Source organism: Halomonas sp. A020, assembly GCF_027943625.1.
Taxonomy (GTDB): Bacteria; Pseudomonadota; Gammaproteobacteria; order Pseudomonadales; family Halomonadaceae; genus Vreelandella; species Vreelandella piezotolerans.
In genome coordinates, this window is the sequence record NZ_AP022850.1 from 112,797 (window position 1) to 138,645 (window position 25,849).

At 58.5% G+C, this 25,849-nt stretch carries 27 protein-coding genes; 9 read left to right on the forward strand and 18 right to left on the reverse strand.

Features of this window, described 5'->3' with window-relative positions:
* The first annotated feature begins 10 nt into the window (after positions 1–10).
* A complete protein-coding gene (locus FRH_RS00565; RefSeq protein ID WP_281997540.1) occupies positions 11–829 on the forward strand; it encodes a PEP-CTERM/exosortase system-associated acyltransferase in 819 nt (272 codons plus the stop codon).
* Here the strand turns inward: FRH_RS00565 and FRH_RS00570 are convergent.
* Genes FRH_RS00570 through FRH_RS00580 form a run of 3 tightly spaced genes read right to left on the reverse strand, consistent with a single transcriptional unit; the run spans position 826 to position 3,187 of the window.
* Positions 826–1,479 carry a hypothetical protein gene (locus FRH_RS00570; protein ID WP_153842691.1) on the reverse strand — a complete coding sequence of 218 codons (654 nt, stop codon included), beginning with the start codon at positions 1,477–1,479 and terminating at the stop codon, positions 826–828. The genes FRH_RS00565 and FRH_RS00570 overlap by 4 nt on opposite strands.
* A gap of 10 nt (positions 1,480–1,489) precedes the next feature.
* The gene (gene nfsA, locus FRH_RS00575; protein WP_139526687.1) at positions 1,490–2,221 is read right to left on the reverse strand and encodes an oxygen-insensitive NADPH nitroreductase; all 732 of its coding nucleotides are present in this window, start codon (positions 2,219–2,221) and stop codon (positions 1,490–1,492) included.
* 36 nt (positions 2,222–2,257) lie between these two features.
* Positions 2,258–3,187, reverse strand: a complete 930-nt coding sequence (locus FRH_RS00580) for a formate/nitrite transporter family protein (RefSeq protein ID WP_044628422.1) — start codon at positions 3,185–3,187, stop codon at positions 2,258–2,260.
* 179 nt (positions 3,188–3,366) lie between these two features.
* Between FRH_RS00580 and FRH_RS00585 the strand changes: the two genes are divergently transcribed.
* Entirely contained in the window at positions 3,367–4,134 is a 768-nt protein-coding gene (locus tag FRH_RS00585) for a class I SAM-dependent methyltransferase (protein ID WP_139526684.1), read from the forward strand.
* A gap of 88 nt (positions 4,135–4,222) precedes the next feature.
* Here FRH_RS00585 and FRH_RS00590 read toward each other — a convergent pair whose 3' ends face one another.
* Positions 4,223–5,884 (reverse strand): methyl-accepting chemotaxis protein, encoded by a 1,662-nt coding sequence (locus tag FRH_RS00590; protein WP_281997541.1) that lies wholly within the window; start codon positions 5,882–5,884, stop codon positions 4,223–4,225.
* Between the two features lie 168 nt (positions 5,885–6,052).
* The gene (locus FRH_RS00595; RefSeq protein WP_044628419.1) at positions 6,053–7,114 is read right to left on the reverse strand and encodes an NAD(P)-dependent alcohol dehydrogenase; all 1,062 of its coding nucleotides are present in this window, start codon (positions 7,112–7,114) and stop codon (positions 6,053–6,055) included.
* A 197-nt stretch (positions 7,115–7,311) separates the two neighbouring features.
* Between FRH_RS00595 and FRH_RS00600 the strand changes: the two genes are divergently transcribed.
* Positions 7,312–8,208 carry an AraC family transcriptional regulator gene (locus FRH_RS00600; RefSeq protein WP_153842689.1) on the forward strand — a complete coding sequence of 299 codons (897 nt, stop codon included), beginning with the start codon at positions 7,312–7,314 and terminating at the stop codon, positions 8,206–8,208.
* 21 nt (positions 8,209–8,229) lie between these two features.
* On the opposite strand, the gene FRH_RS00605 is transcribed toward FRH_RS00600, so the two are convergent.
* Positions 8,230–8,655 (reverse strand): VOC family protein, encoded by a 426-nt coding sequence (locus tag FRH_RS00605; RefSeq protein ID WP_044628417.1) that lies wholly within the window; start codon positions 8,653–8,655, stop codon positions 8,230–8,232.
* A 143-nt stretch (positions 8,656–8,798) separates the two neighbouring features.
* Here FRH_RS00605 and FRH_RS00610 point away from each other — a divergent pair, with 143 nt between their 5' ends.
* Positions 8,799–9,674 (forward strand): LysR substrate-binding domain-containing protein, encoded by an 876-nt coding sequence (locus tag FRH_RS00610; protein ID WP_239286400.1) that lies wholly within the window; start codon positions 8,799–8,801, stop codon positions 9,672–9,674.
* 47 nt (positions 9,675–9,721) lie between these two features.
* On the opposite strand, the gene mqo is transcribed toward FRH_RS00610, so the two are convergent.
* A complete protein-coding gene (gene mqo / locus FRH_RS00615) occupies positions 9,722–11,392 on the reverse strand; it encodes a malate dehydrogenase (quinone) (protein WP_281997542.1) in 1,671 nt (556 codons plus the stop codon).
* Positions 11,393–11,542: 150 nt separating this feature from the next.
* Here mqo and FRH_RS00620 point away from each other — a divergent pair, with 150 nt between their 5' ends.
* Positions 11,543–11,755 (forward strand): DUF3820 family protein, encoded by a 213-nt coding sequence (locus FRH_RS00620; RefSeq protein WP_139526677.1) that lies wholly within the window; start codon positions 11,543–11,545, stop codon positions 11,753–11,755.
* Here FRH_RS00620 and FRH_RS00625 read toward each other — a convergent pair.
* Positions 11,752–12,102, reverse strand: a complete 351-nt coding sequence (locus tag FRH_RS00625; RefSeq protein WP_153842686.1) for a hypothetical protein — start codon at positions 12,100–12,102, stop codon at positions 11,752–11,754. The genes FRH_RS00620 and FRH_RS00625 overlap by 4 nt on opposite strands.
* Before the next feature lie 108 nt (positions 12,103–12,210).
* Between FRH_RS00625 and FRH_RS00630 the strand changes: the two genes are divergently transcribed.
* Positions 12,211–12,972 (forward strand): DUF1499 domain-containing protein, encoded by a 762-nt coding sequence (locus FRH_RS00630; protein WP_044628413.1) that lies wholly within the window; start codon positions 12,211–12,213, stop codon positions 12,970–12,972.
* A 15-nt stretch (positions 12,973–12,987) separates the two neighbouring features.
* Here FRH_RS00630 and FRH_RS00635 read toward each other — a convergent pair whose 3' ends face one another.
* The 6 genes from FRH_RS00635 to FRH_RS00660 form a co-directional block, all read right to left on the reverse strand.
* A complete protein-coding gene (locus FRH_RS00635; RefSeq protein WP_153842685.1) occupies positions 12,988–13,365 on the reverse strand; it encodes a ribbon-helix-helix domain-containing protein in 378 nt (125 codons plus the stop codon).
* Between the two features lie 85 nt (positions 13,366–13,450).
* On the reverse strand, positions 13,451–14,020 hold the full coding sequence (locus FRH_RS00640) for a DJ-1/PfpI family protein (RefSeq protein ID WP_044628412.1): 570 nt from the start codon (positions 14,018–14,020) through the stop codon (positions 13,451–13,453).
* Positions 14,021–14,213: 193 nt separating this feature from the next.
* Positions 14,214–14,840 (reverse strand): SDR family oxidoreductase, encoded by a 627-nt coding sequence (locus tag FRH_RS00645; RefSeq protein WP_281997543.1) that lies wholly within the window; start codon positions 14,838–14,840, stop codon positions 14,214–14,216.
* Positions 14,841–14,965: 125 nt separating this feature from the next.
* Positions 14,966–17,077: a methyl-accepting chemotaxis protein gene (locus FRH_RS00650; protein ID WP_153842684.1), complete on the reverse strand. Its 2,112-nt coding sequence runs from the start codon at positions 17,075–17,077 to the stop codon at positions 14,966–14,968.
* Between the two features lie 49 nt (positions 17,078–17,126).
* The gene (locus FRH_RS00655) at positions 17,127–18,284 is read right to left on the reverse strand and encodes an ABC transporter substrate-binding protein (RefSeq protein ID WP_153842683.1); all 1,158 of its coding nucleotides are present in this window, start codon (positions 18,282–18,284) and stop codon (positions 17,127–17,129) included.
* 104 nt (positions 18,285–18,388) lie between these two features.
* A complete protein-coding gene (locus tag FRH_RS00660; protein WP_281997544.1) occupies positions 18,389–19,000 on the reverse strand; it encodes a flavin reductase family protein in 612 nt (203 codons plus the stop codon).
* A 107-nt stretch (positions 19,001–19,107) separates the two neighbouring features.
* On the opposite strand from FRH_RS00660, the gene arfB reads away from it, so the two are divergent.
* Positions 19,108–19,530 carry an alternative ribosome rescue aminoacyl-tRNA hydrolase ArfB gene (gene arfB / locus FRH_RS00665; protein WP_044628407.1) on the forward strand — a complete coding sequence of 141 codons (423 nt, stop codon included), beginning with the start codon at positions 19,108–19,110 and terminating at the stop codon, positions 19,528–19,530.
* 38 nt (positions 19,531–19,568) lie between these two features.
* Complete coding sequence (locus FRH_RS00670) at positions 19,569–19,751, forward strand: DUF1289 domain-containing protein (protein ID WP_044628406.1); 183 nt, start codon at positions 19,569–19,571, stop codon at positions 19,749–19,751.
* Here the strand turns inward: FRH_RS00670 and FRH_RS00675 are convergent.
* Both FRH_RS00675 and FRH_RS00680 read right to left on the reverse strand, forming a co-directional pair.
* The gene (locus FRH_RS00675; protein ID WP_044628405.1) at positions 19,736–20,785 is read right to left on the reverse strand and encodes a proline racemase family protein; all 1,050 of its coding nucleotides are present in this window, start codon (positions 20,783–20,785) and stop codon (positions 19,736–19,738) included. The two genes, FRH_RS00670 and FRH_RS00675, sit on opposite strands and share 16 nt — an antisense overlap.
* A gap of 11 nt (positions 20,786–20,796) precedes the next feature.
* On the reverse strand, positions 20,797–21,969 hold the full coding sequence (locus FRH_RS00680) for a zinc-binding dehydrogenase (RefSeq protein ID WP_281997545.1): 1,173 nt from the start codon (positions 21,967–21,969) through the stop codon (positions 20,797–20,799).
* 240 nt (positions 21,970–22,209) lie between these two features.
* On the opposite strand from FRH_RS00680, the gene FRH_RS00685 reads away from it, so the two are divergent.
* Positions 22,210–23,388 carry an MFS transporter gene (locus tag FRH_RS00685; protein WP_139526660.1) on the forward strand — a complete coding sequence of 393 codons (1,179 nt, stop codon included), beginning with the start codon at positions 22,210–22,212 and terminating at the stop codon, positions 23,386–23,388.
* Here FRH_RS00685 and FRH_RS00690 read toward each other — a convergent pair.
* Together FRH_RS00690 and FRH_RS00695 are read right to left on the reverse strand one after the other, a co-directional pair.
* Positions 23,385–24,353, reverse strand: a complete 969-nt coding sequence (locus FRH_RS00690) for a magnesium transporter CorA family protein (protein ID WP_044628402.1) — start codon at positions 24,351–24,353, stop codon at positions 23,385–23,387. The two genes, FRH_RS00685 and FRH_RS00690, sit on opposite strands and share 4 nt — an antisense overlap.
* Before the next feature lie 17 nt (positions 24,354–24,370).
* Positions 24,371–25,801: a diguanylate cyclase gene (locus FRH_RS00695; RefSeq protein WP_281997546.1), complete on the reverse strand. Its 1,431-nt coding sequence runs from the start codon at positions 25,799–25,801 to the stop codon at positions 24,371–24,373.
* Positions 25,802–25,849 lie beyond the last annotated feature (48 nt).

The window sequence follows — 25,849 nt, forward strand, 5'->3', positions numbered from 1 at the left end:
AAAACCCACCATGACGTCACCTGATACGCTTCAAGAGAGCACGTTTAGCCCAACGTTTTTCAATGACCACTTTACGTTGATCATTGCCCAGACCCCAGACGAACAATATCGAGCGTTTGCGCTGCGCCACGCGGTCTTCATCGAAGAACTCAACTATGCCATTGGTAATGAAAACACGCTGAACATCGAGTGCGACGCACACGATCAACACTCGCTGCTCTGCTTGCTTCACCATAACGCGACGGGTATCGACGTGGGCTGCGTCAGGGTCGTGTTGATCGAACCCGTCCTTGGTCGACCTTTATGTTCCCTACCGTTGGAAGCGTACTATCCTGCTCCTCTCTTCATGCCTGATACCCATCCACATGCCTTTTCTTCTGACAAAACGTGCGAAGTGTCGCGATTGGCCGTCCACCCCACCGTGCGGAAAAAACCGCTCTCGCGTCCTGAGCTTGCCTCTCAGGACTTCCCTTCGACTTCACCAACGGCTCAAACGCCTTACGAAAGCATCAAAGAGAGCCCGGCCTTGTTGAGTCTTAGCCTCTTTCTTGCCGCCACGGCCATGGTGGGGTTGAGCGGGCGCCACCATGTCTTTGCCATGTTGGAGCCTCGCTTTAGCCGTTTATTGAAAGCGTCCGGACTGCATTTTCAACAAGTAGGTGGGGTGATCAATTATTGCGGCAGCCGAGCGCCCTACTACATCGACCAGCGGGTAGCGGAGGCGCATCTTCCCAAGCGCATCGTCCCGCTGTACCACACCATCAAAACGCAGCTGGCTGTGCAGCTTTTGGCATCGTTCTGCCCCGCTGCCGATAGACGTTTCCCCTAAACGGCAGGCGTCATGGAGGACGACGTCGAAACGCTAGTGGGCGAGATGCTGGCAAACTTATCGACAAAATACACGAGCGTTTCAGGATGCCGAAAACGGCGCTCGAAGGTTTCCTGTCGATGCTCATCGTCCGTTTGGTAGCGACGCGTCACGTTGGCTAGGTAGTCGTTGCCAGCTTTGACGACGTTAACGCTATTTTCATGCCCCGGCTCCCGGTACACCAGCGTGACTTTCGACTGCTGCTCCAACAGCGTCGCCAGCCGCTTGGCCGCATCACGCTCTTCGTCGGTGGCCCATAACGGCTGGTCGCGGTTACCGTAGTGGTAGAGGAGGACCGCCAGCAGAACAGCGAAAATGCTGCTGGTCAGCATCCAAGTCAACAGTACGCCCGATACCGGCATGGTCAGCATGATGACAAGCTGAATCACGCTACCGACCAACAAGACCGCTGCCAGCGGCCGCCACATGCGTTGGCTCATCATGGCGCGATTCAAGATGTATCCCCACAGCCCCACCACGCCTAGCGCTCCGAAGAACAAGTGCGCCATGGCCAGCGGCGTTCCCCCGCCGGCAAAGATCGCCACGACGCCCATGACGGGTAACAGGCTATAAAGCCCGGCCAGTAGCACATAGGCACGCTGTAGAGACATAGAGGACTCCTTATTTCATGGTAAAGCCGCGTTTCACCAAGAAGTCACGCATATGGGGGCGCAGCTTGCTATCGAATAGAGGGGTTAGGTTGTGCGACCAATCACTGTTTTTATTACCGCTACTACGCGATTGATAGTACGCCTGCATGGTGTCGTCAAAGGCGGCTACATGATCGCTATCCTCAGTGTAGTAGTCCTCTTTCAGAATCGCTTCAACGGGCAGACGCGGCTTCACTTCCGGCTGATGCGCTGGGTAGCCCAGGCACATGCCGAACACGGGATACACATGGGCTGGCAGGCGCAATAGTTCACTAACGGCTTCCGGGTTATTGCGAATGCCACCGATATAGCAAATGCCCAAGCCCTCGGACTCCGCTGCCACGGCCACGTTCTGCGCCATCAGCGCCGTATCCACGGTGGCCACTAAGAGCTGTTCGGTCATACCGCGTTCGACGTTGGCACCGGTGCGCGCAGACGCTTCCGTAGGTCGCTTCATATCGGCACAGAAAACCAAAAACGCCGCGCTGCTGGCTACGTAGCCTTGGCCTCCGGCCAGCTCCGCGATGGCTTCTCGATTGGCGGCATCTTTCACATGGATCACCGTATAGGCCTGTACATGGCTCGACGTTGCCGCCGCTTGGCCCGCTTGAATCAGTTCACGCAGCAGGCCTTGGGGGATCGCTTGATCGGTGAATTTACGAATCGAACGGTGGGCGTTCAGTAGCTTGATGACATCATTCATACCAGTTGCCTCCTGAGTAATCGTCTATTGAGAAAGTTAGCGCTGGCGACGGTTGAACAGGCCCTGCTTACACTCTCGCTGCGCCTCGACGTCGCCGCGAATCTGCGCATGGCTGATCAGCGCAAAAATGAAGGTACCGCCAATGACGTTACCAGCCAGCGTCGGTAGCGCGAACCCGACGACCGCGTCGGACCATGTAATATGGCCATCGAACACCAAATACAGCGCTTCGCTGGTGCCGACGATGATGTGGGTGAATTCACCAATCGCCATGACATAGGTCACGATGATGATCATCCACACTTTGGCTTGATCGGCAGCGGGAATCAGCCATACCAGGGTCGCAATCATCCAACCAGCGAGAATCCCTTTAGAGAACATTTCCATGGGCGTGTTGGCCATCATGTGCTCTCCTAGCGCGATGAACGCCTGGTGCGTCGCTTCGTCGAACATCGGCATGTGCAAAAAAGTAAACGAGGAGAGCGCCGCCCCCATCAGGTTGCCTACCAATACCACGCCCCATAGCCTGCCCAATGCTCCCAGATTGGGTAACGTGGGTCGGCTCATCACAGGCAGAACGGCGGTGACCGTGTTTTCGGTAAATAACTGTTGGCGGGCCAAAATGACGACGATGAAGCCCACGGTATAGCCTAAACACTCGACTAAGAAGCCAATATCGGTTTGCGGCAGATGGGCATGCAGTACGCCACGTGCCACCATGGAGAAACTCATCGAAATCCCCGCCGCAATGGCTGACCATAGCAACGCCATGGAGTCTCTCGAGAGCTCTTTTTGCCCTTCTAAGCGTAAATGCTGATGCACCACGGCCGCTCTTGAAGGCAAATTCGCTTCTCGTGTTTCCTGCTGAGTACCGGACGCCTGGGAGGTGGGTTCGCGCTGGCCGGTCGCCTCACGACCCTGATCCCCCCCTTCAAAATTATCATCCGCTTGATGTTGTTGGTTCATACCGGCTCTCTCCCTGGTGAGGTTTCAGCGTAACGCTATTGTCTAAGATTGGGTAGCTACTCGAGCGGGTTAACGTACGGTGGATAAAAGAATTTTTACGCACTGTTGCACGCGGGATAGCCAAGGCTCGCTATACTATTTGTAATACTCAGGCCTATTAACGTTGCTAGGAAGCCGATATGTCACACGCCTCTCACACACCGCCCGGTCAGGCATGGAACGCCGGTCGGTATGCGGAACACGCCAGCTTTGTTCCTGACCTAGGTATGGAGGTCGTGCGCCTGCTATCGCCGCAGCCTGGACAGCGTATTTTGGACTTGGGCTGTGGTGACGGTGCGCTTACCGAGCGCATCATGCAACTTGGCGCCGACGTGCTGGGTATCGATGCGTCAGAAGAGATGGTCGCCGCCGCCCAACAGCGAGGGGTGACGGCGCGTGTGATCGACGGCCATCAATTGCCCTTCGACCACGAGTTCGATGCGGTCTTCAGCAATGCGGCGCTGCACTGGATGCTCGACCCTCAAGCCGTGCTGGCGGGAATAAAGCGTGCTTTGAAACCCGGCGGACGATTCGTGGCGGAGTTTGGTGGCCATGGCAATGTGGCAGCGATCTGCACCGCACTGATTGCCTCGCTACAGTTTCGCGGCATTAGCTCGAAGGGACGCCACCCCTGGTATTTTCCGACCACACAGGAGTACACCAACCTTCTGCAAACGGTCGGTTTTCGTGTGGAAAGCGTCGAACTCATTCCGCGCCCTACGCCGCTACCCAAAGGCATGGCAAGCTGGCTAGACACCTTTGCGAGTCCCTTCTTTCACGGGTTAGACCCGGACCTGAAAGACGCTATCTTCGACAACACCCTCAACCTGCTGGCCCATAGCCTAAGCGACGGCCAAGGTAACTGGACGGCGGACTACGTACGTATTCGCGTTGTCGCCCACACCTAAAACGCGCTCCTTCCTATCGATGTCGGCATCCATCATCAGGGCGGCCCTCTAGCCGCCCTGTTTCGTGACGTTCGAGATGGCTGCTTGGCTAGAACTCATCCCAATCGTCGTTGTTGGGCGCCGCCGCAGACGTAGCGGGCTTGGCAGGCGCATGCTGCGGCGGTTGCGCTAATGTGGGTGCGCTGGCCGCTGGCGCTTGGCTACCTTCGGCCAGCCTGAAGGTGGCCATCAGCGTTGCCAACTGGCTCGCCTGAGCTTCCAGCGCGCTGGCTGCCGAGCTGGTTTGCTGCACCAGCGCGGCGTTTTGCTGCGTCACCGAGTCCATTTCCGTCAGCGCGGCATTGATCTGCTCGATGCCGCTATTTTGCTCGCGCGTTGCCGTGGAAATCTCGCCCATCAACGTGGTGACTTGGCGGATGGCATCGACGGTTTGGCTTAGGGTCTCCCCGCTGCGCTCGGCTTGAGTGGCGCCCGTGGTGATTTGCGACGTGGTCTGTTCGATCAGGCCCCGTATCTCTTTGGCCGACTCGGCACTGCGTGTCGCTAGGGAACGTACTTCGCTCGCCACCACCGCAAAGCCACGCCCCTGCTCGCCAGCCCGGGCCGCCTCGACCGAAGCATTCAGCGCCAGTATGTTGGTTTGAAAGGCAATCGAGTCGATCACCCCGATAATATCGTTGACCCGGTCGGCACTGGCGGCGATCTCACGCATGAGCTGAACGGTACGCTCGACCTCTTCACCGCTCGCTTCGGCAGACTGAGACGCCGTGACCGACAGTTGATCGGCCTCTTGCGCTATCTCGGCATTTTTACCCACCGTGGTGGCCATTTGCTCCATGCTCGAGGCCGTCTGCTGCAGCGCCGAGGCCTGCTGCTCGGTGCGCGACGAGAGATCTTGGCTACCCGATGAAATATCGCTGGCACCGTTGTAGACGTGCTCGCTGCTGCTGCGAAGGGACATGACCAGCGTCTTCAGTTTCTCTTGCATGGTCGCCAGGCCGATGAAGAGCTGGCCAATTTCATTATGCCCACGGTCCTCGATACGCCCGGTCAAATCACCGTTGGCGATGCGATCGAAATGGCCGAGCGCCTGCTGGAGCGGGTTCACCACGCCACGCATCATCGCGATACGAATGGCGATCGCCGCCAGCAGTGAAAACAGCAGCAAACCTATCGCCACCGCGCCGCCGATCGTCGCTAAGCGCTCTACCTGACTCATGACCTGCTGGCCGCGTGCTTCGGTGTAGGCCACGAACTCGCCCATCGCGACATCCAGGTCGGCTCCCAGCTCCCCCAACGCCTCCTGTTGGCGCTGAATTTGAAACGGCGCGGCGTCCAAGAGCGGCACGATGCCGTCGGTCACAAAGGCATGGTAGGCCTCGACCACGCTATCACGCCGTTGGGCCAATTCGCTGCCCGGCGTGGCCGGGATCGCCGAGAACTCAGCGAAGCGGGTTTGCGCTGCCGCCACGGCCTCTGCCGCCATGGCTAAGCTCTGCTGCCCTTTGTCAGGGTTGCCTTGGGTACTGAAGCTGGCCGAACGGTCGAGGAAGGTTTGCGCTCTGAGCGCGTTCACTTGAGTACGGTTCGCCAAGTTGGCAAGCCGCACGTTGATATTATTGATCTCGTTGAGTGCTCGATCACTCGTTGTATTGGTGTAAAACCCCAGTGCACTGATCAAGCCAATCATGACGACGAGCAGCGCCAGGGCCGCCGTCAGGCTCCATTTTATGGAGAGTCGTTTCATCATTCTGTTCCCTTCTGCTTTTTTAGTCGTCACCCCACTCATCACGAGGGTAAAGCATCACAGGAAGTAATATGAAGACACTAAGACCTTTGTCTACCAACGAAGATGACATAACGAACGAACAAAAAAGCCCACCGCCATTTTGCGGTGGGCTTGCTGGAGCACGATGGCTTAGGCAGCGGTATCTTTCAACGTCGCCATGTCGATCACGAAGCGGTAGCGCACGTCCCCTTTCTCCATACGCTCGAAGCCTTCGTTGATCTTGTGGATATCGAGCATTTCGATATCGCAAGAGATGTTCTGCTCGGCACAAAGCTTGAGCAGCTCCTCGGTTTCCGCAATACCGCCGATGAGAGAGCCTGCGACGACGCGGCGCTTGAACACCAGATTGAATGCTTCGATGGCCGGTTCGATGGGCTCTAGAAGGCCGACCAGAATATGCGTACCGTCGTACTTCAGCGATGCGAGGTAAGGGTTCAAGTCGTGTTGAACCGGCACGGTATCGAGCATGAAGTCGAACGTCTCGGCCACGGCGTCCATTTGCGCCTGGTCGCTGGAGACCACCACATGGTCGGCACCGTTACGCTTGGCTTCTTCCACCTTGGCATCGGAGCGCGTGAAGACTGTCACTTCGGCGCCCAATGCCTTGGCCAGTTTGACCCCCATATGGCCCAGGCCACCCATACCAATCACGCCTACTTTATGACCTTTGCCTACACCGTGATGCTTCAGCGGAGAGTAGGTGGTGATACCGGCGCACAGGATGGGGGCTGCTGAGGCTAGATCGATACCGTCCGGCATTTTCAGCACGAAGTGCTCACTGACGACGATGGCGTCGGAATAACCACCCTGCGTCATGGTGCCGTCTTGGCGGTCCGGGCTGCCGTAGGTCATGGTGAAGCCTTCCAAGCAGTACTGTTCGACGCCATCTTGACAGGCGGAGCAGGTGCGGCAGGAATCGACCATACAACCCACACCGACCAAATCACCGGCTTTGAAACGGGTCACGTCGCTGCCCACGGACGTCACACGGCCCACGATTTCGTGACCAGGCACCACGGGATACTGGGTCATGCCCCAGTCGTTGCGCGCAAAGTGCAGGTCGCTGTGACATACGCCGCAGTAAAGGATTTCAATGGCAACATCGTCAGGGCGAGGCTCACGACGATCAAAGGTAAACGGCGCGAGCGGCTTGTCAGCGGAAAACGCGGCGTAAGATTTTGCTTGGCTCATGAAAACTCCTTTTTTGATACATCCCGCAGAGGCGGAAGGTGTTTTCATTATTGGCTGCCTGGGCGGAGATAGCGATGAACGAAGCTACGTTTTTTTTGCTTATTTCTCTATAAATGGGTAATAAAATAACAAAAATGCACAACAAAACGTCATAATTCTCGCGAACGATTCGATTTCATTTGCGTAAGGAGGGCCTTGTGGCCAGTACCGCACATGTTGGTAATGCGCTTTCCGACCTCATCATACCGCTCGTAAAAGGCGACGGCCCCAGCCCTTCCCGCTTGGATCGCGTCAGCCTGCTCTGCCTGGGCAGGCAGCAAGTCCGTACACCTCTGATGTATGACCCTTGTCTCATCATCATCGCTCAGGGGCGCAAAGTGGGCTATCTGGGCGACCGAGAGATTCACTACAACCCCGGGCACTATTTGGTCCAGACGCTGCCCATGCCGTTCGAGTGCGAAACGTACGGTTCTCCCGAGGCCCCGCTACTGGGTATGTCGGTCAAACTCGACCCAGCACTGCTCAGTGAAATGGTCACCGCGATGGGCGAGGGATACCCGCCAAGCAGCACCGCGCCTTTGCCCATGGCATCGGTCGCAATGAACGAAGGGATGCAGGATGCCGTCATGCGCTTGGCCCATACGCTGCACGATGCGGTTGCGTGCAGCGCCATGGGCGATGCCCGAATACGTGACGTGGTGTTCGAAGCGCTCAAAGGTGAACAAGGCCCGGCTTTGAGGGCGCTGGTGCAGGGGCACGGCAACTATTCACGCATCGTGCAGGTGCTCTCGCAGCTACATACCCACTTTGCAGAGGACTTTTCGGTAGAGCGGCTCGCGCAGCAGGCGAACATGAGCGTGTCGACGTTTCACCAGCATTTCAAGCAGATTACCCGCGCCTCGCCCGCTCAGTATCTCAAGCGGCTGCGCTTGATCAAAGCGCAGCAGCTCTTATTGCAAGATAGCCATAACGTGAATCAGGCGGCGCTGGCGGTGGGCTACCGCAGTGTGCCGCAGTTTAGCCGCGACTATAAGCGCTACTTTGGCGAGTCACCCCTTCAGCATCGTCGCCAGGAGCAGGCGCTGCGCGCTTAGTGGCCTTTAGACACGCCCTGCCTATTTAGCGAAGATCTGGCTCTTGTCTTTGAATGCCTTGAATTCGAGCGCATTGCCGCAGGGGTCGAGCAGAAACATGGTGGCCTGCTCGCCCACTTCGCCCTTGAAGCGAATGTAAGGCTCGATGACAAAGTCGGTGTTACGCGCTTTCAAGCGCTCGGCTAGCGCTTCCCACTCGTCCCACTCCAAAATGACCCCAAAGTGAGGCACCGGTACGTTATGACCATCTACCGGGTTGGTGTGGGCACTCTCTTGTCCGGGCGTTTTGGGGTGCTCATGGATCACCAACTGATGCCCGAAAAAGTCGAAATCGACCCAATGATCGCTGGAACGGCCCTCTTCTAGGCCAAACACATCGTTGTAGAAAGTGCGCGCCAAAGCGACGTCATAAACGGGAATGGCTAAGTGAAAGGGGGAAAGGCTCATGGATGTCTCCTGATAGGTGCTTTTGTTGGTACACGGCTAGCGCGCTGCGCTTGACCCGTGTCACTATCCTAAAAGGCGCAATGCAAAAATTAAATCAATTGTTTTTTGATCTATTCACAAATTTTATTGATGAAAATCTCACCATGATCCGCGAACTCAAAACGCTCATCGCCGTTGCCCAGCACGGCACCTTTGCGGCAGCGGGCCAGCATATCGGCCTGACCCAAGCCGCCGTCAGCGCGCAGATGAAACGTTTGGAGGCAGCGCTTGGCGTAGCGCTGTTCGAGCGCAGCGGGCGGGCAGCGGTACTGACTAAGCGCGGACAAGAGACGTTGCAACAAGCGCAGGCACTGATAGCCCTATACGGCACCTTAGGCGCCGCTTCTGCTGGACAGGAAGCCGCCACTCGCGTCACCTTGGGTGCGATAGCCTCCATTCAACGCTCGCTTCTGCCGAACGTATTGGCGCATTTTCACCGTCAGTTTCCCGAATGCCGCTCCCGCGTGGTGCCGGGGCTGTCTCTCTCATTGATGAACCAAGTGGATGCAGGGGAACTGGACATGGCGGTGATCATTCGACCGCCGTTTTCGCTGCATAGCGACCTGCGCTGGCAGCCGTTGGCCCATGAGCCGTTTCGTCTGCTGGTGCCCCGCAGGCTAACCACGGACGACTGGCGGGCGCTACTCACTCAACAGCCGTTCGTCCGCTACGATCGTGCCTCGTTCGGCGGCCGTCAGGTCGATCGTTTCTTGCGTGACAACCACTGTCACGTCAGGGACGTGTGCGAGGTAGACGAGCTAGACGCCATCATACAGCTGGTGGCCAACGGCGTGGGCGTGGCGCTAGTGCCGCAGCCAAGCGCCCTTCGGCGCTGGCCCGCGGGCGTGCGTGCCATCGACTTGAAAGAGCACACCTTCCATCGCGATATCGGTATCGTTCATCGCGCTAGCGGCCAGCTCAGCAAACCGGCCAAGGCACTGGCCGCCCTGCTGACGCAAGTCGCCGCAGCCGAACACTAAAACGCCAGCCCGAGGGCTGGCGCTAGTGAGCACGGAACGCATGTGGCTTAAGCCTCGGTAGTGCTTTTGGCTTCCGTACTGCTCTCTTCTGTCATGCTCTCTTCTGTCATGCTCTCTTCGTCTGCACTCGGCTCGTCTTGCGACGCCTCGTCAGCGCTGGGTAGGTTCATGGGCTCGTCTAAATTGAGCGTCTGTGCCGTGTAAGCGCGCACCTCGCGCAACAACTCAGGGTTCTCCGCCAGCTTTTGGCCGTACGAAGGAATGATCTCGGTCAGCGTAGATTGCCACTCGTCGCTGGCCACCTGAGTCGGGAAGACGCGATCCAGCAAGCCAAGCATGATCGACGGCGCAGTAGAGGCGCCCGGCGACGCGCCCAACAGCGCGGACATGGTGCCGTCCTGCGAGGTCACGACTTCCGTACCGAACTGTAGCACGCCGCCACGCTCGGGGTCGTTCTTGATGATCTGTACGCGCTGGCCCGCCGTCCACAGCGTCCAATCGTCACGCTGGGCGTTGGGATAGTACGCCTGCAGCGCTTCGAAGCGGTCGTCGTCGGACATCAAGACCTGGCCGACGAGATAGCTGACCAGATTGAAGTTATCCAGACCGACTTCCATCATCGGCCAGGTGTTATCCAGCGTCATGGAGCCAAATAGATCCGTCCAAGAGCCCTCTTTCAAGAACTTGCTGGAGAACGTGGCAAAGGGCCCGAAGAACAGCGCAGGCTCGCCATCCAGGTAGCGCAGATCCAGGTGCGGGACGGACATGGGCGGCGAGCCTTCGCCCGCTTTCCCATACGCTTTCACGTCGTGCTGTGACACGACATCCGGATTGGTGGTGTAGAGAAACTGGCCACCCACAGGGAAACCGGCGTAAGCCTCGGCTTCGGGAATGCCCGATGCCTGCAGCAGCGGAAGCGCTGCACCACCGGCGCCGATGAACACGTAGCGAGCATCGACCGTGCTCTCTTCACCGCTGTCCAGGTGGGCAATGGTGACTTGCCAGGTATCGTCGTCGTTACGGCTCAGGTCACGTACTTCGCTGTGCAAACCGAGCGTAAAGTGCTCGCTGCGCGTCAGCGCTTCGACCATTTCACGGGCCTGAGCACCGTAGTTCACTTCGGTGCCCATTTGCATGCGCGTGGCGGCCACTGGGCGGTCGTCGTTGTCACGACCTTCCATGATCAGCGGCATCCACTCGGCCAGCTCTGCGCGATCTTCCGAGTACTCCATGCCCGCATACAGCGGGTTCTGCGTCATGGCGTCGTAACGCTCGCGCAGGAAGCTGACGTCTTCATCGCCCCACACCACGGCAATGTGCGGCACGCTATTGATAAATGAGGAGGGTTCACCAAGAATGCCGTTCTCGACTTGATGCGCCCAGAATTGACGAGAAATTTCGAACTGCTCGGTGACGTTGATGGCGCGCTGGATCTCGACACGGCCACTGGCATCCGACGTGTAGTTCATTTCCATGAACGCAGAGTGGCCACTACCGGCGTTGTTCCACGCGTTGGAGCTCTCTTGCGCCACTTCACCAAGACGCTCGTAAAGGTGAATGTCCCACTCCGGCTCTAACTCTTGCAGGTAAGTGCCTAACGTAGCGCTCATGATACCACCGCCGATGAGCACCACATCGATCGGTTCATCGGCGGAAACAGGCGATGTCGCCAAGGCTAAAAGTGGTGAACAAAGTAACAGACTTAAACGTTTTTGCATGTCATGTCCCTGACGATACAGAAATGACGTACCGGAACAGCAGGTGCCCAGCGTCGAGGAGGGTAAAAGAATTGCGACGAAAGTCTAACAAATAACCGCGGGCGCGGGAATATAAAAGAGAGCTTAAATGAGAATGAAAGGAATTAACGAATGAAACCCGAGGATTTAGAAAAACTGGTCACGCGCAAGATGCCTTTCGGTAAATACGAGGGCTGGCTCATTGCGGATTTGCCGGGCCCTTATTTGAACTGGTTTGCTCGGGAAGGATTTCCCCAAGGGGAGATCGGTCAGCTACTGCACCTGATGCATGAAATCGACCATAACGGCCTGAGCGACCTGCTCACGCCGCTGCGCGCCCGCTAACGAGCGCGCAGCGCCTGCTCCCGCTCTTCGACGTAACGGCGGCGATGCTGGGCGGGGTCGTTCGGAAACCGGCCTAACGCGACGGCTTTTTGGAAAAAACCGGTGGCCGGTATATCGTCTCCCCGACGGCTGATCACCAGGGCGGCGATCATCGGCCGCCCGGCGGCGACGTCCTGCTCCATTAACTGCTCCAGCGCTTGTGTCACCCGTGCAATGGTGCGCGGTGGCGTCAGCCCCAAGGCGTTAGCAACCTGCTGATAGTTCATGGGCAGTGCACTGGTGGGTGCCTGAATGAGGAGCGTGCGCACTTGGTGGGCAAGCATAGCGATGGCATCGGATGAGCGCATTGGGTCGTGACTCGCTGATTCAATCATGTGGTAGAAATAGCCACGCTACCACATCGCTGGCTATGCTGTGGCCAGACGATACGTTCCTATCACTGCGAGGAGAGACAGATGGTCGGTAGACGCAATCAGCGACATTACAGCCGCTGGCCTAAAGCCTTTGCCTGGCTAAGCGTGCTGGCGCTCGTGGCGGCAGCGCTATTAATGGCAGGGGCTGGCCCCGCCTATCGCTGGCAGTGGGTCGGCTTAGGAGAGGCCTTCAACCTGCTACGTAATGGTGTCTATGCAGCCACGGCGGCAGTGGCGCTGAGCGTGTTGGTGCTACTCATCAGCGCATTCACTCGGCGGGGCGGCACGGCGATCGTGGCCATTGGCGTGCTCATGCTCACCGCAGCCCTACTCTACATGCCCTGGCAACAGTGGCAGCGCGCTCAGCAGGCGCCGGTCATCCATGACATCACCACCGATACCCAAAACCCGCCAGCGTTCGCTGCCCTGCGGGAGGCCCGCGAAGCCGCCCCCAACGAAGTAGACTACCCAGGCGAGGCGACCGCCGAGCAGCAGCAAGCGGCCTACCCGAACGTTCGCCCCTTGGTCGTCGATGCCCCTGCCGCCACCGTACTGGCTGCAGTGCAGGCCGAAGTAGAGGCCGCCGGTTGGAACATTGCCGAGATTACCCCTACCGGTTTGGAAGCCACCGCCGTGACGCGCTGGTTTGGGTTCGAAGATGACGTGGTCATTCGGCTGACCGAGCAGGGCAACCGCACTAGGGTGGACATGCGCTCGGCTTCGCGGCTGGGGGCCAGCGATGTAGGCACCAATGCGCAGCGTATCGAGACGTTTATGAGCGCGCTGCGCGAGCGGCTGGAGTAACTCAGCCGGACGTGACTAGTGAACGTGCTTTTTGTTGAGGACGTCTTTATGCAGCGTGCTTTCACGGGAAAGAATCTGCTGGGCGTCCAGCTCACCGATGGGCACGGCTACGTTGGCGGGAATATCGCCGCTAAGCTGTAGCGCCTGGTAACGCAGCGCGCAGACCCTCAAGAACGAGGTGAAATTCCCCAGGTCATGGTCCGCATCGATCGACTCGTGATATAGCCGAGTGATCATCTGTGCGGTGTTCATTCCGTCGCGCTGCGCGATCTCTTCCAGCAGTCGCCAGAAATAATTTTCCATCCGCACGCTGGTCACCATACCATCGATGCGCAGCGAGTGGGTGGCGCTGCGCCATAGGTCAGGGTCCGCATCGATAAACAGTTTGCACATGGCCATCTCCCCTCTTCGTCTCATTCAGCATAGCCGCCGAGCAAGCGCGCGCCCAGCGCAGGCGCGCACCTGTTGCCGATCGCCGCTACTGATCGAGTAACGCCATGAACTGCGCCAGCCAAGCAGGATGGGCAGGCCATGCGGGTGCGGTGACCAGGTTGCCATCGGTCACCGCGTCGGTGACCTCTATGTCCGCGAACTGCCCGCCTGCCAACTCGACCTCAGGTTGACAAGCAGGGTACGCCGAGCACCGTTTTCCCTCCAGCACCTTGGCCGCGGCCAGCAGTTGGGCGCCATGACAAATCGCCGCCACCGGTTTCTGGGCATCGAAGAAGTGCGTCACCATCGCTAACACTTCTTGGTTCAGCCGCAGGTACTCTGGCGCTCGGCCACCGGGCACCACCAGGGCGTCGTAATCGGCAGGGTCGACGCTGGCGAAATCCGCATTCAGCGCAAAGCGGTGGCCCGGCTTCTCGGTGTACGTCTGGTCGCCTTCGAAATCGTGAATGGCGGTGGCCACGGTATCTCCCGAGGCTTTGCCGGGGCAAACCGCATCGACACGGTGACCTACCGCCATCAGCGCTTGGAAGGGCACCATGGTTTCGTAATCTTCGGTAAAATCACCGGTGATCATTAGAATACGCTTGCTGCTCATCTCCGTTCTCCTTGTGATTGTCGTCGGTGGAGCACGCCGTAGGCGTGTGGTGGCAGAGTAGCAAGCCGCCAGAGAACGGGGGTAGTACGCCATTACTACAGCGCGTCAGCGATACGTACGGCTCGCCCCAACGCAAAAAAGAGCGCAAAAAAAGCCCGCTACGAGTGAGCGGGCTTGGCACGACAGGTCGGGGTTACAGAAGCGCGTCGTCGGGGCGCTTGCCGTCCAACAACGTGATGTCTCGATTGACGAGACCAGGGGTTTGCACCACGCGCAGCAGTGCATAGGCCACGTTGGCCCGGGAAATTTGGTTATCGCCCGCTTCGTCCACGCTGCTAGCGAACTTGAGGGTCGGCGCTTCGTCGGTAAGACGGCCAGGCTTGACGATGACATGGGAAACGTCACTGTGGCGCAGGTGGGCATCGGCGGCGAACTTGGCCGCCATATAGGGGCGCATTTTTTCAGGCGCCTCCAGCGGCTTTTCTGCCCGCATGGCGCTGACCATGATATAGCGCGAGAGCCCCTTCTGGCTGGCAATATCGGCCGCACGAATCGCGCCAAATAGATCGATCAATAGCGTTTTGTCAGGGCCTGTGTGTGGGCCAGAACCGGCGGTAAAAACGACTTGATCGCATCCTTCGAAGGCGTGCTCCATCTCGCCTTCTAAATCGCCCACGACGGTACGAATTCCCCGTTCTTGGAACCAAGTGGCCTGCTCTTCGTTACGAATCATGGCTTTAATGGGCGTGCCTGCCTCTTTGGCTAATGCACAGAACTGTTTACCGATCTGACCATTGGCACCAATCACTAAGGTCGTCATTTTGCCTCCTTGTCTATCGTGTCCCCTGTATCAGTGTAGGCGGTGCGTCCAAAGTTCAACCGTCAATACAAACACGGCGGGCACCTTCCGGTGCCCGCGACAAGACCGAACGCCCCACCCCGGGGCTAAGTCAGGCTATGGTGCTCGGGCTGGCTTGGCAGCGCGGCCGGTTGGCCAACGCCATGACTAACGTGAAACCGGCTTACCAAGGTATGCATATCGCCTGCGCGTTCATCCAACGTATGGCTAGCGCTGGAGGCCTCTTGCACCAAGCGTGCGTTTTGATGCGTTACTTGATCCAACTGTGAAATGGCCTGGTTGATCTGATCGATACCGGCCGACTGCTCTTTCGTCGCGTCTGCAATCTCCGTGACGTAACGAGTTACCTCGGAGAGGCTATCGACAATATCCTGCAAATGATGGCTCGATGCGTTTACTAACTGCTCGCCTTCGCTTACTTTTTGTACGCTGTCGTCTACCAAGTGGCGAATTTGCGCGGCCTCTTCTGCACTGCGCCCTGCCAGCTTACGCACTTCTTGAGCGACCACGGCAAAGCCTCGTCCTTGTTCACCCGCTCGGGCTGCTTCCACCGAGGCGTTCAGTGCCAGCAAGTTAGTCTGGAAGGCAATATCGTCGATGGCTTTGATGATGGAGGTGATTTTTTCACTCGCTTGACGAATGTCACTCATGGCCGCCGTCGTGCGTTTGGCGACATCACCCGCCGAGCGCGCGCGGTCATCCACGCTGTTGCTCGCGCCCTTGGCCTGATCGGCATAGTCGGCGGTCTGCTTGACGGTGGCGGTAATCTGCTCGAGGCTGGAAGCCGTCTCTGCCAGCGATGCCGCCTGTTGGTCAGTACGCTGAGAGAGGTTTTCATTACCGGAGGCGATCTGGCGGCTGCTTGCGGCAATCGCCTCGGCGCTTTCACGGATCTGAGACACCATGCCTTCGAAGGTGTCCATCATACGGTTGAACGCTTGGGCAGCTTGACCGACTTCGTCATCACGCTGCAGCGCCAGCCGCATGGAAAGGTCGGCATTTTCACCGGCGGCACCGCTGATGCTCTCCATCTGACGACGCATGGCCACCAGCGGCCCCAGTACGCGTACCAATGTGCGCCAGCCAAAGATGGCCAGTACGACGATCACGCCCAAGGTGACCAACACCAGCAGCGTACGGCCCGCATTCGCCAACGTCTCGGCCTCTTCACTGGCGCTTGCCGCCTGGGCGACGGTGTAGGCTTCGATATCGCTTAGCGCTGAGCGCATCTCACGTGTTGCCGCCGCCACGTTCGCCAACGCCGCTTGCACTTGAGCACCCAGATCCAGTTGCTGCTGGCGTAGCGCGTAGACCGAATCGGCATCTTCCACCATCAACCCGTTCAGCTCGACGATGACCTCATCGAGTTCGCCAATGAGCACGCGCTGCTCTACGGTCGTGCTGGGGGCCTCGGCAATGGCCGCCAAAGACTGTCGTGCCAGCGCCACCTGTTGGGAAATTTCGTTGCTACGCAGATTGACCAACGCATCGATGCTCTCCACCTGCATCATTTGTCGCCCCAGATCGGACAGCGTGGCAACGGCCATACGGGCGTTGCCGCTCAGACGACCGATATCGACACGAGCAGAGAACATGCTATCCAACAGTTGAGTCGGCAGCGTGGTGGTGCCCTCTTCCCGCCATGCTTCCATGAGTTCGCGCTGCCGACGCTCTTCGCGCACCTGAGCCAGAGCGGTACGTCCGGCGATGTCTTCGGCACTGCGCATGACGTTAGTGATGGCCGCCTGCATTTGAGCAATCTGCTCGGCCATTTGGGCCTGCAGGCTCAGCGCATCGCGCCGCACGTTTTCCAACGCCTCGTCGCCAGCCATTAGCTCTTGGTACTGGCTATCCAGTGCAGCGAGCTGCGTTGCGGCATTGGTCTGCTCGATACGCGCAAGCCCCGTGCGGGCTTGGCCATAGCGTGCTGTCAACTCGCTGCGCGGCGTGACTTCTTCCAACGCTTGGAGATTACCAGCGGCGAGTAGATCGGCATGTCGCTGGCCAAAGGCACCCATGGTCAATACCATGCTGCGGCTCGCATCTTGCAGCGGCAGCACCTCATCGGCCACGAAGTGCTGAACGTTGATCAGCCGCTGGTTGGTCATCCACCCAGTGCCGGCCAACACGATGCTGCCCAGCACGGCGGCGACAAAGAGGCTAATGAGCATCGCGCGGATACTTATGGTTTTTTTCATCAGGGGTATTCGCTGTGTCAGAGATTGCAAACGGAATAGAGAGCCACGGCTAGCGGGCTAGGCTGTTCCAATCCACCGGCTCGAACTGGCCATTTCGGATAATGGTAGGCCAGACGGCATCGCTGGCTTGATGGTCGTTCGGGCCCAATGTGAGCGGTTCGCCAACGCCGATATCGATACTGCCCAGGCTCAAAAGGCCATTGACCACCGCTTCTCGATCAGGGTTATTACCCGCCGCCTTGAGGCCTTCGGCAAACAGCTTGGCGGCTAGGTAGCCTTCAAGGGAAATAAAGTCGGGGGTGGCGTCGGGGGCGTACTCAGCCAACGCCTGACGATACTCTTCGACGGCCGGCAGATCGGCATCCAACGGCGGTACCACTTGCGTCACGATGACCCCCTCCGCCTGCGGGCCAAGCGCCTCTAGCAGCGCCTGGCTACCGACGAATGAGACATTTAGAAACAGCGCATCGGGCAGGTCTTGTCGCGCTTCACGAATGAAGTCAGCGGCCGGGCCAAAGGTGCCGACGATGATCACTGCCTTGGGTGTGACCGGTGCCTGAAGAATACTGGCAAGCCCTTGATGAACGTTACGCGTTCCGCGGGTGAAACGACCATGAACCAGTTGGGAGGTATTCAAGACGCCTTGGGCATTGAGCGCGCGAATTGCGCCGTTATAGCCCGCGTCGCCAAAACTGTCGTTTTGGGTAAAAAATGCGATCTCTTCGGGCTCTATACCAGCCGCAAGAAGGCCATCGATCATTGCTGCCGTTTCTTGAACGTAGCTGGCACGGTAGTTGATGACATAACGATCGGGCGGTGAGCGGCGCAGAATTCCCGCCCCGGTGAATGCCCCAAATAGCAGCGTCTTTTGCTGATTATAGATCGGGATAGTGACCGCTGCCGTAGGCGTTCCTACATTGCCAATCGCGGCAAGCAGGCGATCGTTACCCACTAGCTCGCGGGTGTACTTGGCTGCCTGCAGCGGCGAGTATTGATCATCGAACGTCGTGAGGCTGATCGTTTGACCGTTGATACCGCCTTCACTATTGAGCTTGGCAAAGTAGGTGTCGATGCCCTGCTGCATACCAATGCCCAGAGGAGCAGCACCGCCGCTTGCGGGCGCCACCATGCCGACTTCGAGTGCGGCATGAGCCAGCGGAGCAGCCACAAGCCCCGCCGCCATTAGCCATGTTGTGATTCGACGCATTGGTTCTCTCCCACATCGCGATGCTTTTTTCTAATATCGGCGGAAGAGTATACGACTTAAGCTTGGCGAGCTTTTAAACAGAGTGTAAAAAAACGTGTCTTGATTTAAGCAGGCCGCTCGATGGCGAAGCGGTCAGTGATGCGCACGTAGTCACTCCCCGCCAAGCGGCCGATCGGTTGCAGCGCGGCCATATCCACGTGACGACCGTCCCACAGCGTATCGTCGATATGAATCGACACGATTTGCGCCAACACTAGGCTACCCGCTAGCGGCCGATCGCCAAAACGCTTCACTTCCAACAGTGTACAGCCAAATGCCACCGGGGCCGCTGCGATGCGTGGCACGCTCACCCCCGGCATGGTGGACTTTTCCAGCCCCGCCAGCGTGAACTCGTCTTCGTGTCTTGGCAGGCTGGCGCTCGTGGTATTGAGCGCATCGACCAACCCTTCGGTGCCGACATGTACCACGCACTCTTGGACTTCTGCCAAATTTCGCAGCGTGTCTTTGGGTTGGGCGCTGCCATCTAACAGCGGCGAAAACGCTAAAATGGGTGGGTCGATGCTGGCCACGTTGAAAAACGAGAATGGCGCTAGGTTGGCGTTCCCCTGCTTGTCCTGAGTAGCCACCCAGGCAATCGGTCGTGGGCAAACGCAGCCCGATAGCAGCCGGTAGAGACTACCTGCACTGAGCGGCGACTCGGTCAATAGAGTATTCATGGACTCTCCTGATGGCGTGGCAAGAACGGTGCCCTTAATAGGCCGCTGGCGCCTACCCTCTGTCAAGTATGTTAGCCTACAGACTCATACAACGATCCGGGAACGGAATGCTCACTATTACCAATAGCGTTAGCTTGGCCGACTGGGAAATCGACATTAGCCAAATTCGCGCACAGGGGGCAGGCGGTCAGAATGTCAATAAAGTCGCGTCTGCGGTGCATTTACGTTTCGACATTCAGCGTTCGACGCTGCCGCCGGTCTACAAAGAGCGACTGATGGCCCTGTCGGACCAGCGTATCAGTAAAGAGGGGGTAGTGATCATCAAAGCTCAGAGCTACCGCACGCTCGAGCTGAATAAAGAGGACGCCTTGAACCGCCTCGAGGCGCTGATCAAGAGCGTGGCCAAACAGCCCAAAACGCGCCGTCCTACGAAACCTACGAAAGCCTCTCAGCGCCGCCGAGTGGACCACAAAACCCGGAAAGGCAAGCTCAAGTCGCTACGTGGTAAAGTGCCAGCCAGTGAGCGCTGATCGCTTTCCCCTTTCTACTACTTGACACAGTGAACTCGATGCCATCGACACCTCGCCCGCTATCGCCCTGTATTCACGTATGCCAGATCGAGCCGAACACCCAAACGTGCCAGGGATGCGGGCGCACGTTGGATGAAATTGCCTGCTGGGGAAGCATGACCGAGGCCGAGAAGGCCCCGGTGTGGGAACGAATCGAACAGGAGGGCTACGTCTCTTCGTGATGGCGATCACTCAGGATATGATGCAACTCGCCACAGGCGACCATCGGGTCGTCGCAGTTGATCACGATACTCGACTCCGCCAGCACGTAGCTGCGTCCCGTAATGGTGTTTTCCACCACTTGATAAGCCCCTTCTTGATGCGTGCCGGTAAACGTGCCAATGAAGCCGGTTTCCCTAAGCGATACGGTTTCCAGCTTATCGCCGAGGCTCAACCGCCCCTCGTAATTCATTAGCGCTAGCCTTGCCGACGTGCCGGTGCCCGTGGTACTCCGGCAAATGACGCCGGGGTGCACGTAGGTGGTCGACCGCGAGCGGATATAACCTTCGGCGATCGGCTCTTCGGGCCCCATGAAGTGCAGAAAAGGCAGCGGACCCACGTCGCCTAGGGTGTAGTGGGAGAAACCGCGTTGCGCCTTGATGGCCTCCACGATTTTGTACGCACAAGCCGCCAGCGCCTGCTCTTCATCACGCACCAGCTTGAAGCCCAACGCCTCGGCATCGACCAAGGCGTAAAAACCGCCACTATAGGCGACGGAGTAGGTGACTTCCCCAATCCCTGGCACTTGAATGGTGTCGCGATAGGTATCGATATAGCTCGGCAGGCCTTCGCAGGTCACGGACTCCACCACGCCGTTGTGCACTCGGGCCTCGATTTGAACCAGCCCTGCCGGGGCCTCTAACTTGAAGCGTTGAATTCCCTCCTGCTTGGGCACGATGCCGGTTTCCAGAACGGCCGTGGCCGTGCACAGCGTGTTCGAGCCGGAATAGATCGGGTAGCCCATCACTTCCATGATGATGTATCCGGCCACGGCTTCCGGGTCGGTGGCAGGCACCAAGAGATCCACCGACATTTCGGGAATGCCGTAGGGCTCTTCTAACAACAAACGGCGCAACCCGTCGGCGTCGTCGCGCAGGTACTCCATCTGTTGACGCACCGTCGCACCGGGCAATGCATCGATGCCGCCCGTGACGATGCGGCTGACATCTCCCCCGGCATGGGTGTCCAACAATCGAATCGTATGCAGGTTTTTCACTCACCCGGCTCCTAGGCAGAGGTTATGGCAAATGGGGCACCGTGGGTGTCCCACTGGGCATCGGGAACGATGACGATTTTCCCCAGGTAGTTGCTGCCTCGGTTCACGAAGTAGCGCTCGGCCTGATGCAAGTCAGAGAGTTTGAACGCGCCATGCAGCACCGGTTTTAACTCACCGCTGCGTATCCACGCTATCAACTGCTCTGCTTCTTCCCGAGTACCGTGGGACACGCCGACTATCTGCACCTGATAGAGATAGATGCGGGTCCACATGATCTCGCTGAGGTTACCGCCGCTGGCACCGGCAATGGAGAGTCGGGGGTAGGTGGTACGGCGCTGCATATCGCCGATCATGGTATCGATGAACAGATCGGTCATCTCGCCACCAACGAGATCCATGACGGCATCGATGGCCTGACCATCGGTGGCGGCCAGCACACGCTCGACGAAAGTGGGCAGGTCGCCTCGATCGATGACGGCTTCTGCGCCCAACGCACGTAGCGCGTCGGCTTTATCGAGCTGGCTAACGGCGTAGGGAATCGCGCCGACGATACGACATAGCTGGATCAACGCCGTGCCCACCCCGCCGCTGGCGCCGCTGACGAGGATACGCTCGCCCGCCTGAACGTTGGCCGCCGTCATCATGTGGTAGGCCGTTTGATACGAGCACATGCCCATGGCCGCAAGCTCGGCATCGTGTAGCTCAGGGTTGGGGACATGGTGAAACTGGTCGGCAGGCACTGCCACGTACTCGGCGTAGCCGCCGTCTGCGCCGTGTCCGTAGTAGTCCGGCGTCAGGTTAATGTCACGACGCTCGTCGGCATACAAATTGAAATCCAGCAGCCCGCGCTCCCCGATACGCCGGGGATCGACCCCCTCGCCGACAGAAACGACCCGACCTGCCACGTCAGCGCCTTGAATACGCGGAAACGTCAGGGTCGGCGACCCACCCATGGCAAACGAGGTCACGTCCTCTTTGCCTTTGGTGGGGTATAAGCCTTCGCGCGCTTTGCGGTCGGTGTTGTTTTTCGCCGTCGCCGTGACTTGCACCAGCACCTGCCCAGGGCCGGGCGTTGGCGTGGGAACGTTCTGACGGTATTGCAGAGCGTCGACATCACCGTGACCGGTCAAGAGCATCGCCGACATCGTGGCCGGAATCGTTGCGCTGTTATCCGTGTGGGCCATGGGTGGTTCCTTGTTGAGTGCATATGTCGCGACGATAACAAACGCCGGGCGAGGTTCAAGGGGGCGAACGAAGGACAGCATGCCCTCGATCACGATGGATGAGTAAAGCACATAGTGCCCTTAAGCCACACTCCCCCAGTCAGCCGCCTGGCGGGTCGTCAACTTTTCGCCAATAGTGAGAGTAAGCAAAACCCGTCAAGCTACGGGTCGACCGTGCTTCTGCCCCTGCCAAGGATCGGTATGCTTCACTTCACCTCGACGTACCATCGCCGTCTCACCTGGACCTACTTTGGCCTGTTCATTGCCATTGGGATGACCGGCGGACTGCTTGGCCCAGCACTGCCCCATTTGGCCGAGGCCAGCGGTGCCTCCATGAGCCAAATCGCCGTGCTGTTCACTGCACGTGCCGTTGGCAACATGAGCGGCGCCATGGTCACCGGGCTGCTCATGGATCGCTTCAACGGCCACCGCGTGTTGGTGATGATGGGCGTGCTGGCGGTAGCCGGACTGGCGCTGGCCCCGCTTAGCCCGCTTCTGCTGCTGTTGACGCTGCTGTTCATGCTGCTGGGATTTGCGGAGGTATCGCTCAACGCGGGCGGGAACACGCTGCTTTTGTGGCTGCACCGAGACGCAGCGGGCCCCAATGTAAGCGCGCTGCACTTCTGTTTCAGTTTCGGCAACATGCTCACGCCGCTGATCATGATTGCTGCGCTATCCCTCACCGGACAGTTTCACCTCACGTTTTGGATCGTCGCGGCCAGCGTGGCTGCCATGCTGTGGCCGCTGTCGCGCTTCGTCAGCCCGTCCATGCCCACCGTTGACCCTAATCCCGCGTCCTTGGCTACGCTCAAACACCGCGACCCGCTCTTGCTGGGGCTATTCATGCTACTGTTTTCTCTTTATGTGGGCATCGAAATTACGTTCGCCGGCTGGGTCACCGCATACGGTACGCTCTCTGGATTAACCACCGAGCAGGCGGCGTTGCTGGCAACGCTGTTCTGGCTGGCGCTCTCGGCGGGACGCCTGCTCGCCATCCCGCTACTACGCGTTTGCTCACCTTGGCAGGTGCTCGCTGGCTGCCTAGCGCTGGGGCTGAGCGCAGCGGCAGGTCTGCACCTCAACGCGCTGCCGCCAAGCGCTGGCGCGCTGCTGTTTGGCCTCTCCGCCTCGGCGTTTTTCCCTACGCTGTTTGCACTGTGCAACCAATCGATCGTCATGCGCGGGCGCACCACCGGCGCCATCTTTACCGCCGCGGGCAGCGGGGCGCTGGTCATTCCGTCACTGACCGGCCCGCTGCTGGATTTGGCGGGTGCGGGGGCGTTTCCTATATTGTTGGCCACGCTTTGGCTACTGATTGCGCTGGGGCTCTTACTGTTGGCCAGTCGTCTGCGGCAATTGGCGGTTCGACAAGGGGGTTAAAACCAGCGTTTCCGTTTGAACAGCCAAATGAGCACCCCACCAATCCCTAGCATGGCTCCCCAAACGAAAAAGTAGCCGTACTGATAGCTCAGTTCTGGCATGTACTCGAAGTTCATGCCGTAAATACCGGCGATAAAGGTTAGCGGGACGAAAATAGCGGTAATCACCGTCAACACCCGCATGGTGATGTTCAACTGGTGTGATGAAATGGAGATATAGCCGTCGACGAGATCGCCACAAATGTCGTAGTACATTTGCGTTAGGGTGTAGAGTCGCTCGAAACGCTCTTCGACATCGGTTATGGCATGCAGCGTTTCGCTCTCGCCTCGCGGCAAGTGCGCGTAGTCGTACGCCGTCAGCTCTTGGGTGATGCCTTTGTGATAGCTGAAGATCCGGCGCATTTTGACCAGACGCGAGCGATACGTGGTGATTTTACGCATCAACACGTCGTTACCATTGTCTAGCAGCTCGTCCTCGAGATCACTGAGCTCCGTTTCGAACTCCAGCAAGCTATCGATATAAAAGCCCGCCGAGGTGTACATCACTCTCAGTGCCACCTGCTCGGGTGACTGGGCCAATAGCGTTTTACCGTGCTCATTGAGTAAGCGTTCGATACTCATCGCCTCGCCGGGGTGCAAGGTCACCAAAAAGCGCTCGCCGACGAAGAAACAGATCTGCTGAGGTACGAAGTTTAGCTGGGCATCGAACGAGGAAATGCCGCGATAGATGATCAGCGTGTGATTGTCGAACTCTTCGATTTTCGGGGGATGGCGCTCTTTGTGGGCGTCTTGTATGGCCATCGGGTGACACTCGAAGCGCTCCAGTATCTCACGCTCCTGCGCTTCGCTCTCTCCTTTCATGTCGACCCACAAGTGTGCTGTGGGCATGCGCATCCACTCGTCCATCAGGCGAATGTCGCCCTCGCGCACGTCGCCCTCTGGGGTGGTCAATAGACAACGAATCATACTCGTCCTTGGGTTCGTTAATGGGGGGCAGACGTATCCGCCGGACGTGCCAGCGCGATACGCGCTTTGCCTGCGCGTTTGGCGTTGTACATGGCCTCATCGGCGCGCTTCAATAACTCCTGAGGTGTCTCCGCCGCGTCGTGGACGAACAGCGCCACACCAATGCTGGTACTTACTTGCAGGGTCACGCCACCTGCGCTGAGCGGCTCCTCGATCACCTCGATCAGCTTATGGGCCAGCGGCTCCGGTGCGTCGATGGTCACCCCCTCGAGCAGCACGACGAACTCATCTCCCGCCCATCGGGCAACGAAATCCGTCTCGCGGACGGTTCGCTGAAGACGGCTCGCGATGTCGCGCAGCAGCTCGTCCCCCATGGCATGGCCGTGCTGATCGTTAATGCGTTTGAATCCATCGAGGTCTAGAAACAGCACGGCCAGCGGTGCGAGCGTACGGCGTACCCGTGCCATTGCCTCCGGCAGACGCTCATCTAGGGCGCGGCGGTTGGGCAAACGGGTGAGCACGTCTTCTCGGGCCTGCTGGTCGCGTAGGCGCTCTAGCTGCTGGCGTTCGGTAATGTCGTGAATGAACAAGCTGCGGCGTGGGCGGCCATTCACCTCGAAACGCTTCAGTCGCACCTCGACCGGCAAGCGAACGCCATCGCGCCGTAGGGCTTCTCCGGTCACCGGCATGGCGACATCGTCACTGGTGATTCCGTCGGGAAACATGAGCGATGTAATCGGCCGAGTGAGGACTTCTTTGCGACGCCAGCCGAACATGGTCTCGGCTGCATGGTTCCAATCCAGCACGCGCCCCTGCTCATCGACGCTTAAATAGGCATCATATGCCGACTCGATCACCAGATTGAGTTCGCGGGTTCGCTGCTCGATACGCTGCTCGAGGCTTTGATGCAGCGCCGTGAGCGCCTGCTGAGTGGCGGCACGAATCTTCTGCTCGTTGATGAGCCGTTCGCGCAGGTGGATTTCGCCAATCACGATATCGGCCAAATCTTGCATCGCAGCCTTTTCTTGGTCACTTAAGCTGCGTGGCTGGCTGTCCATGGCGCAAAGCGATCCGAGGACCAGCCCTTGTGAACTACGCAGCGGTATCCCGGCATAAAAACGGATGCCGCCAGGTGTCATCACGTAGGGATTGGTCACGAAGCGTGCATCTTGCTGAGCGTCTTCGACCACTAGCGGCTCATCTTCGAGTACCGTGTAAGCACAAAACGCGACGTCCCTAGGTGTTTCCGATACCGCCATGCCCACTTGAGACTTGAACCACTGACGATCGGTGTCGATCAGACTGATGGTAGATTTAGGAACGCCGAGCAGCACGGTGACCAATCGCGTGATCCGATCGAAAACGGGCTCGTTTGGCGTATCCAGGAGGGCCAGTTCGTTAAGCGCAGCCAAACGGGCAGTTTCGTTGGGGGGTAACAGGTGGCTCATGGCGATCACACCTAAATGGTCATCAAACCCTTAACAGCATAACGCGAA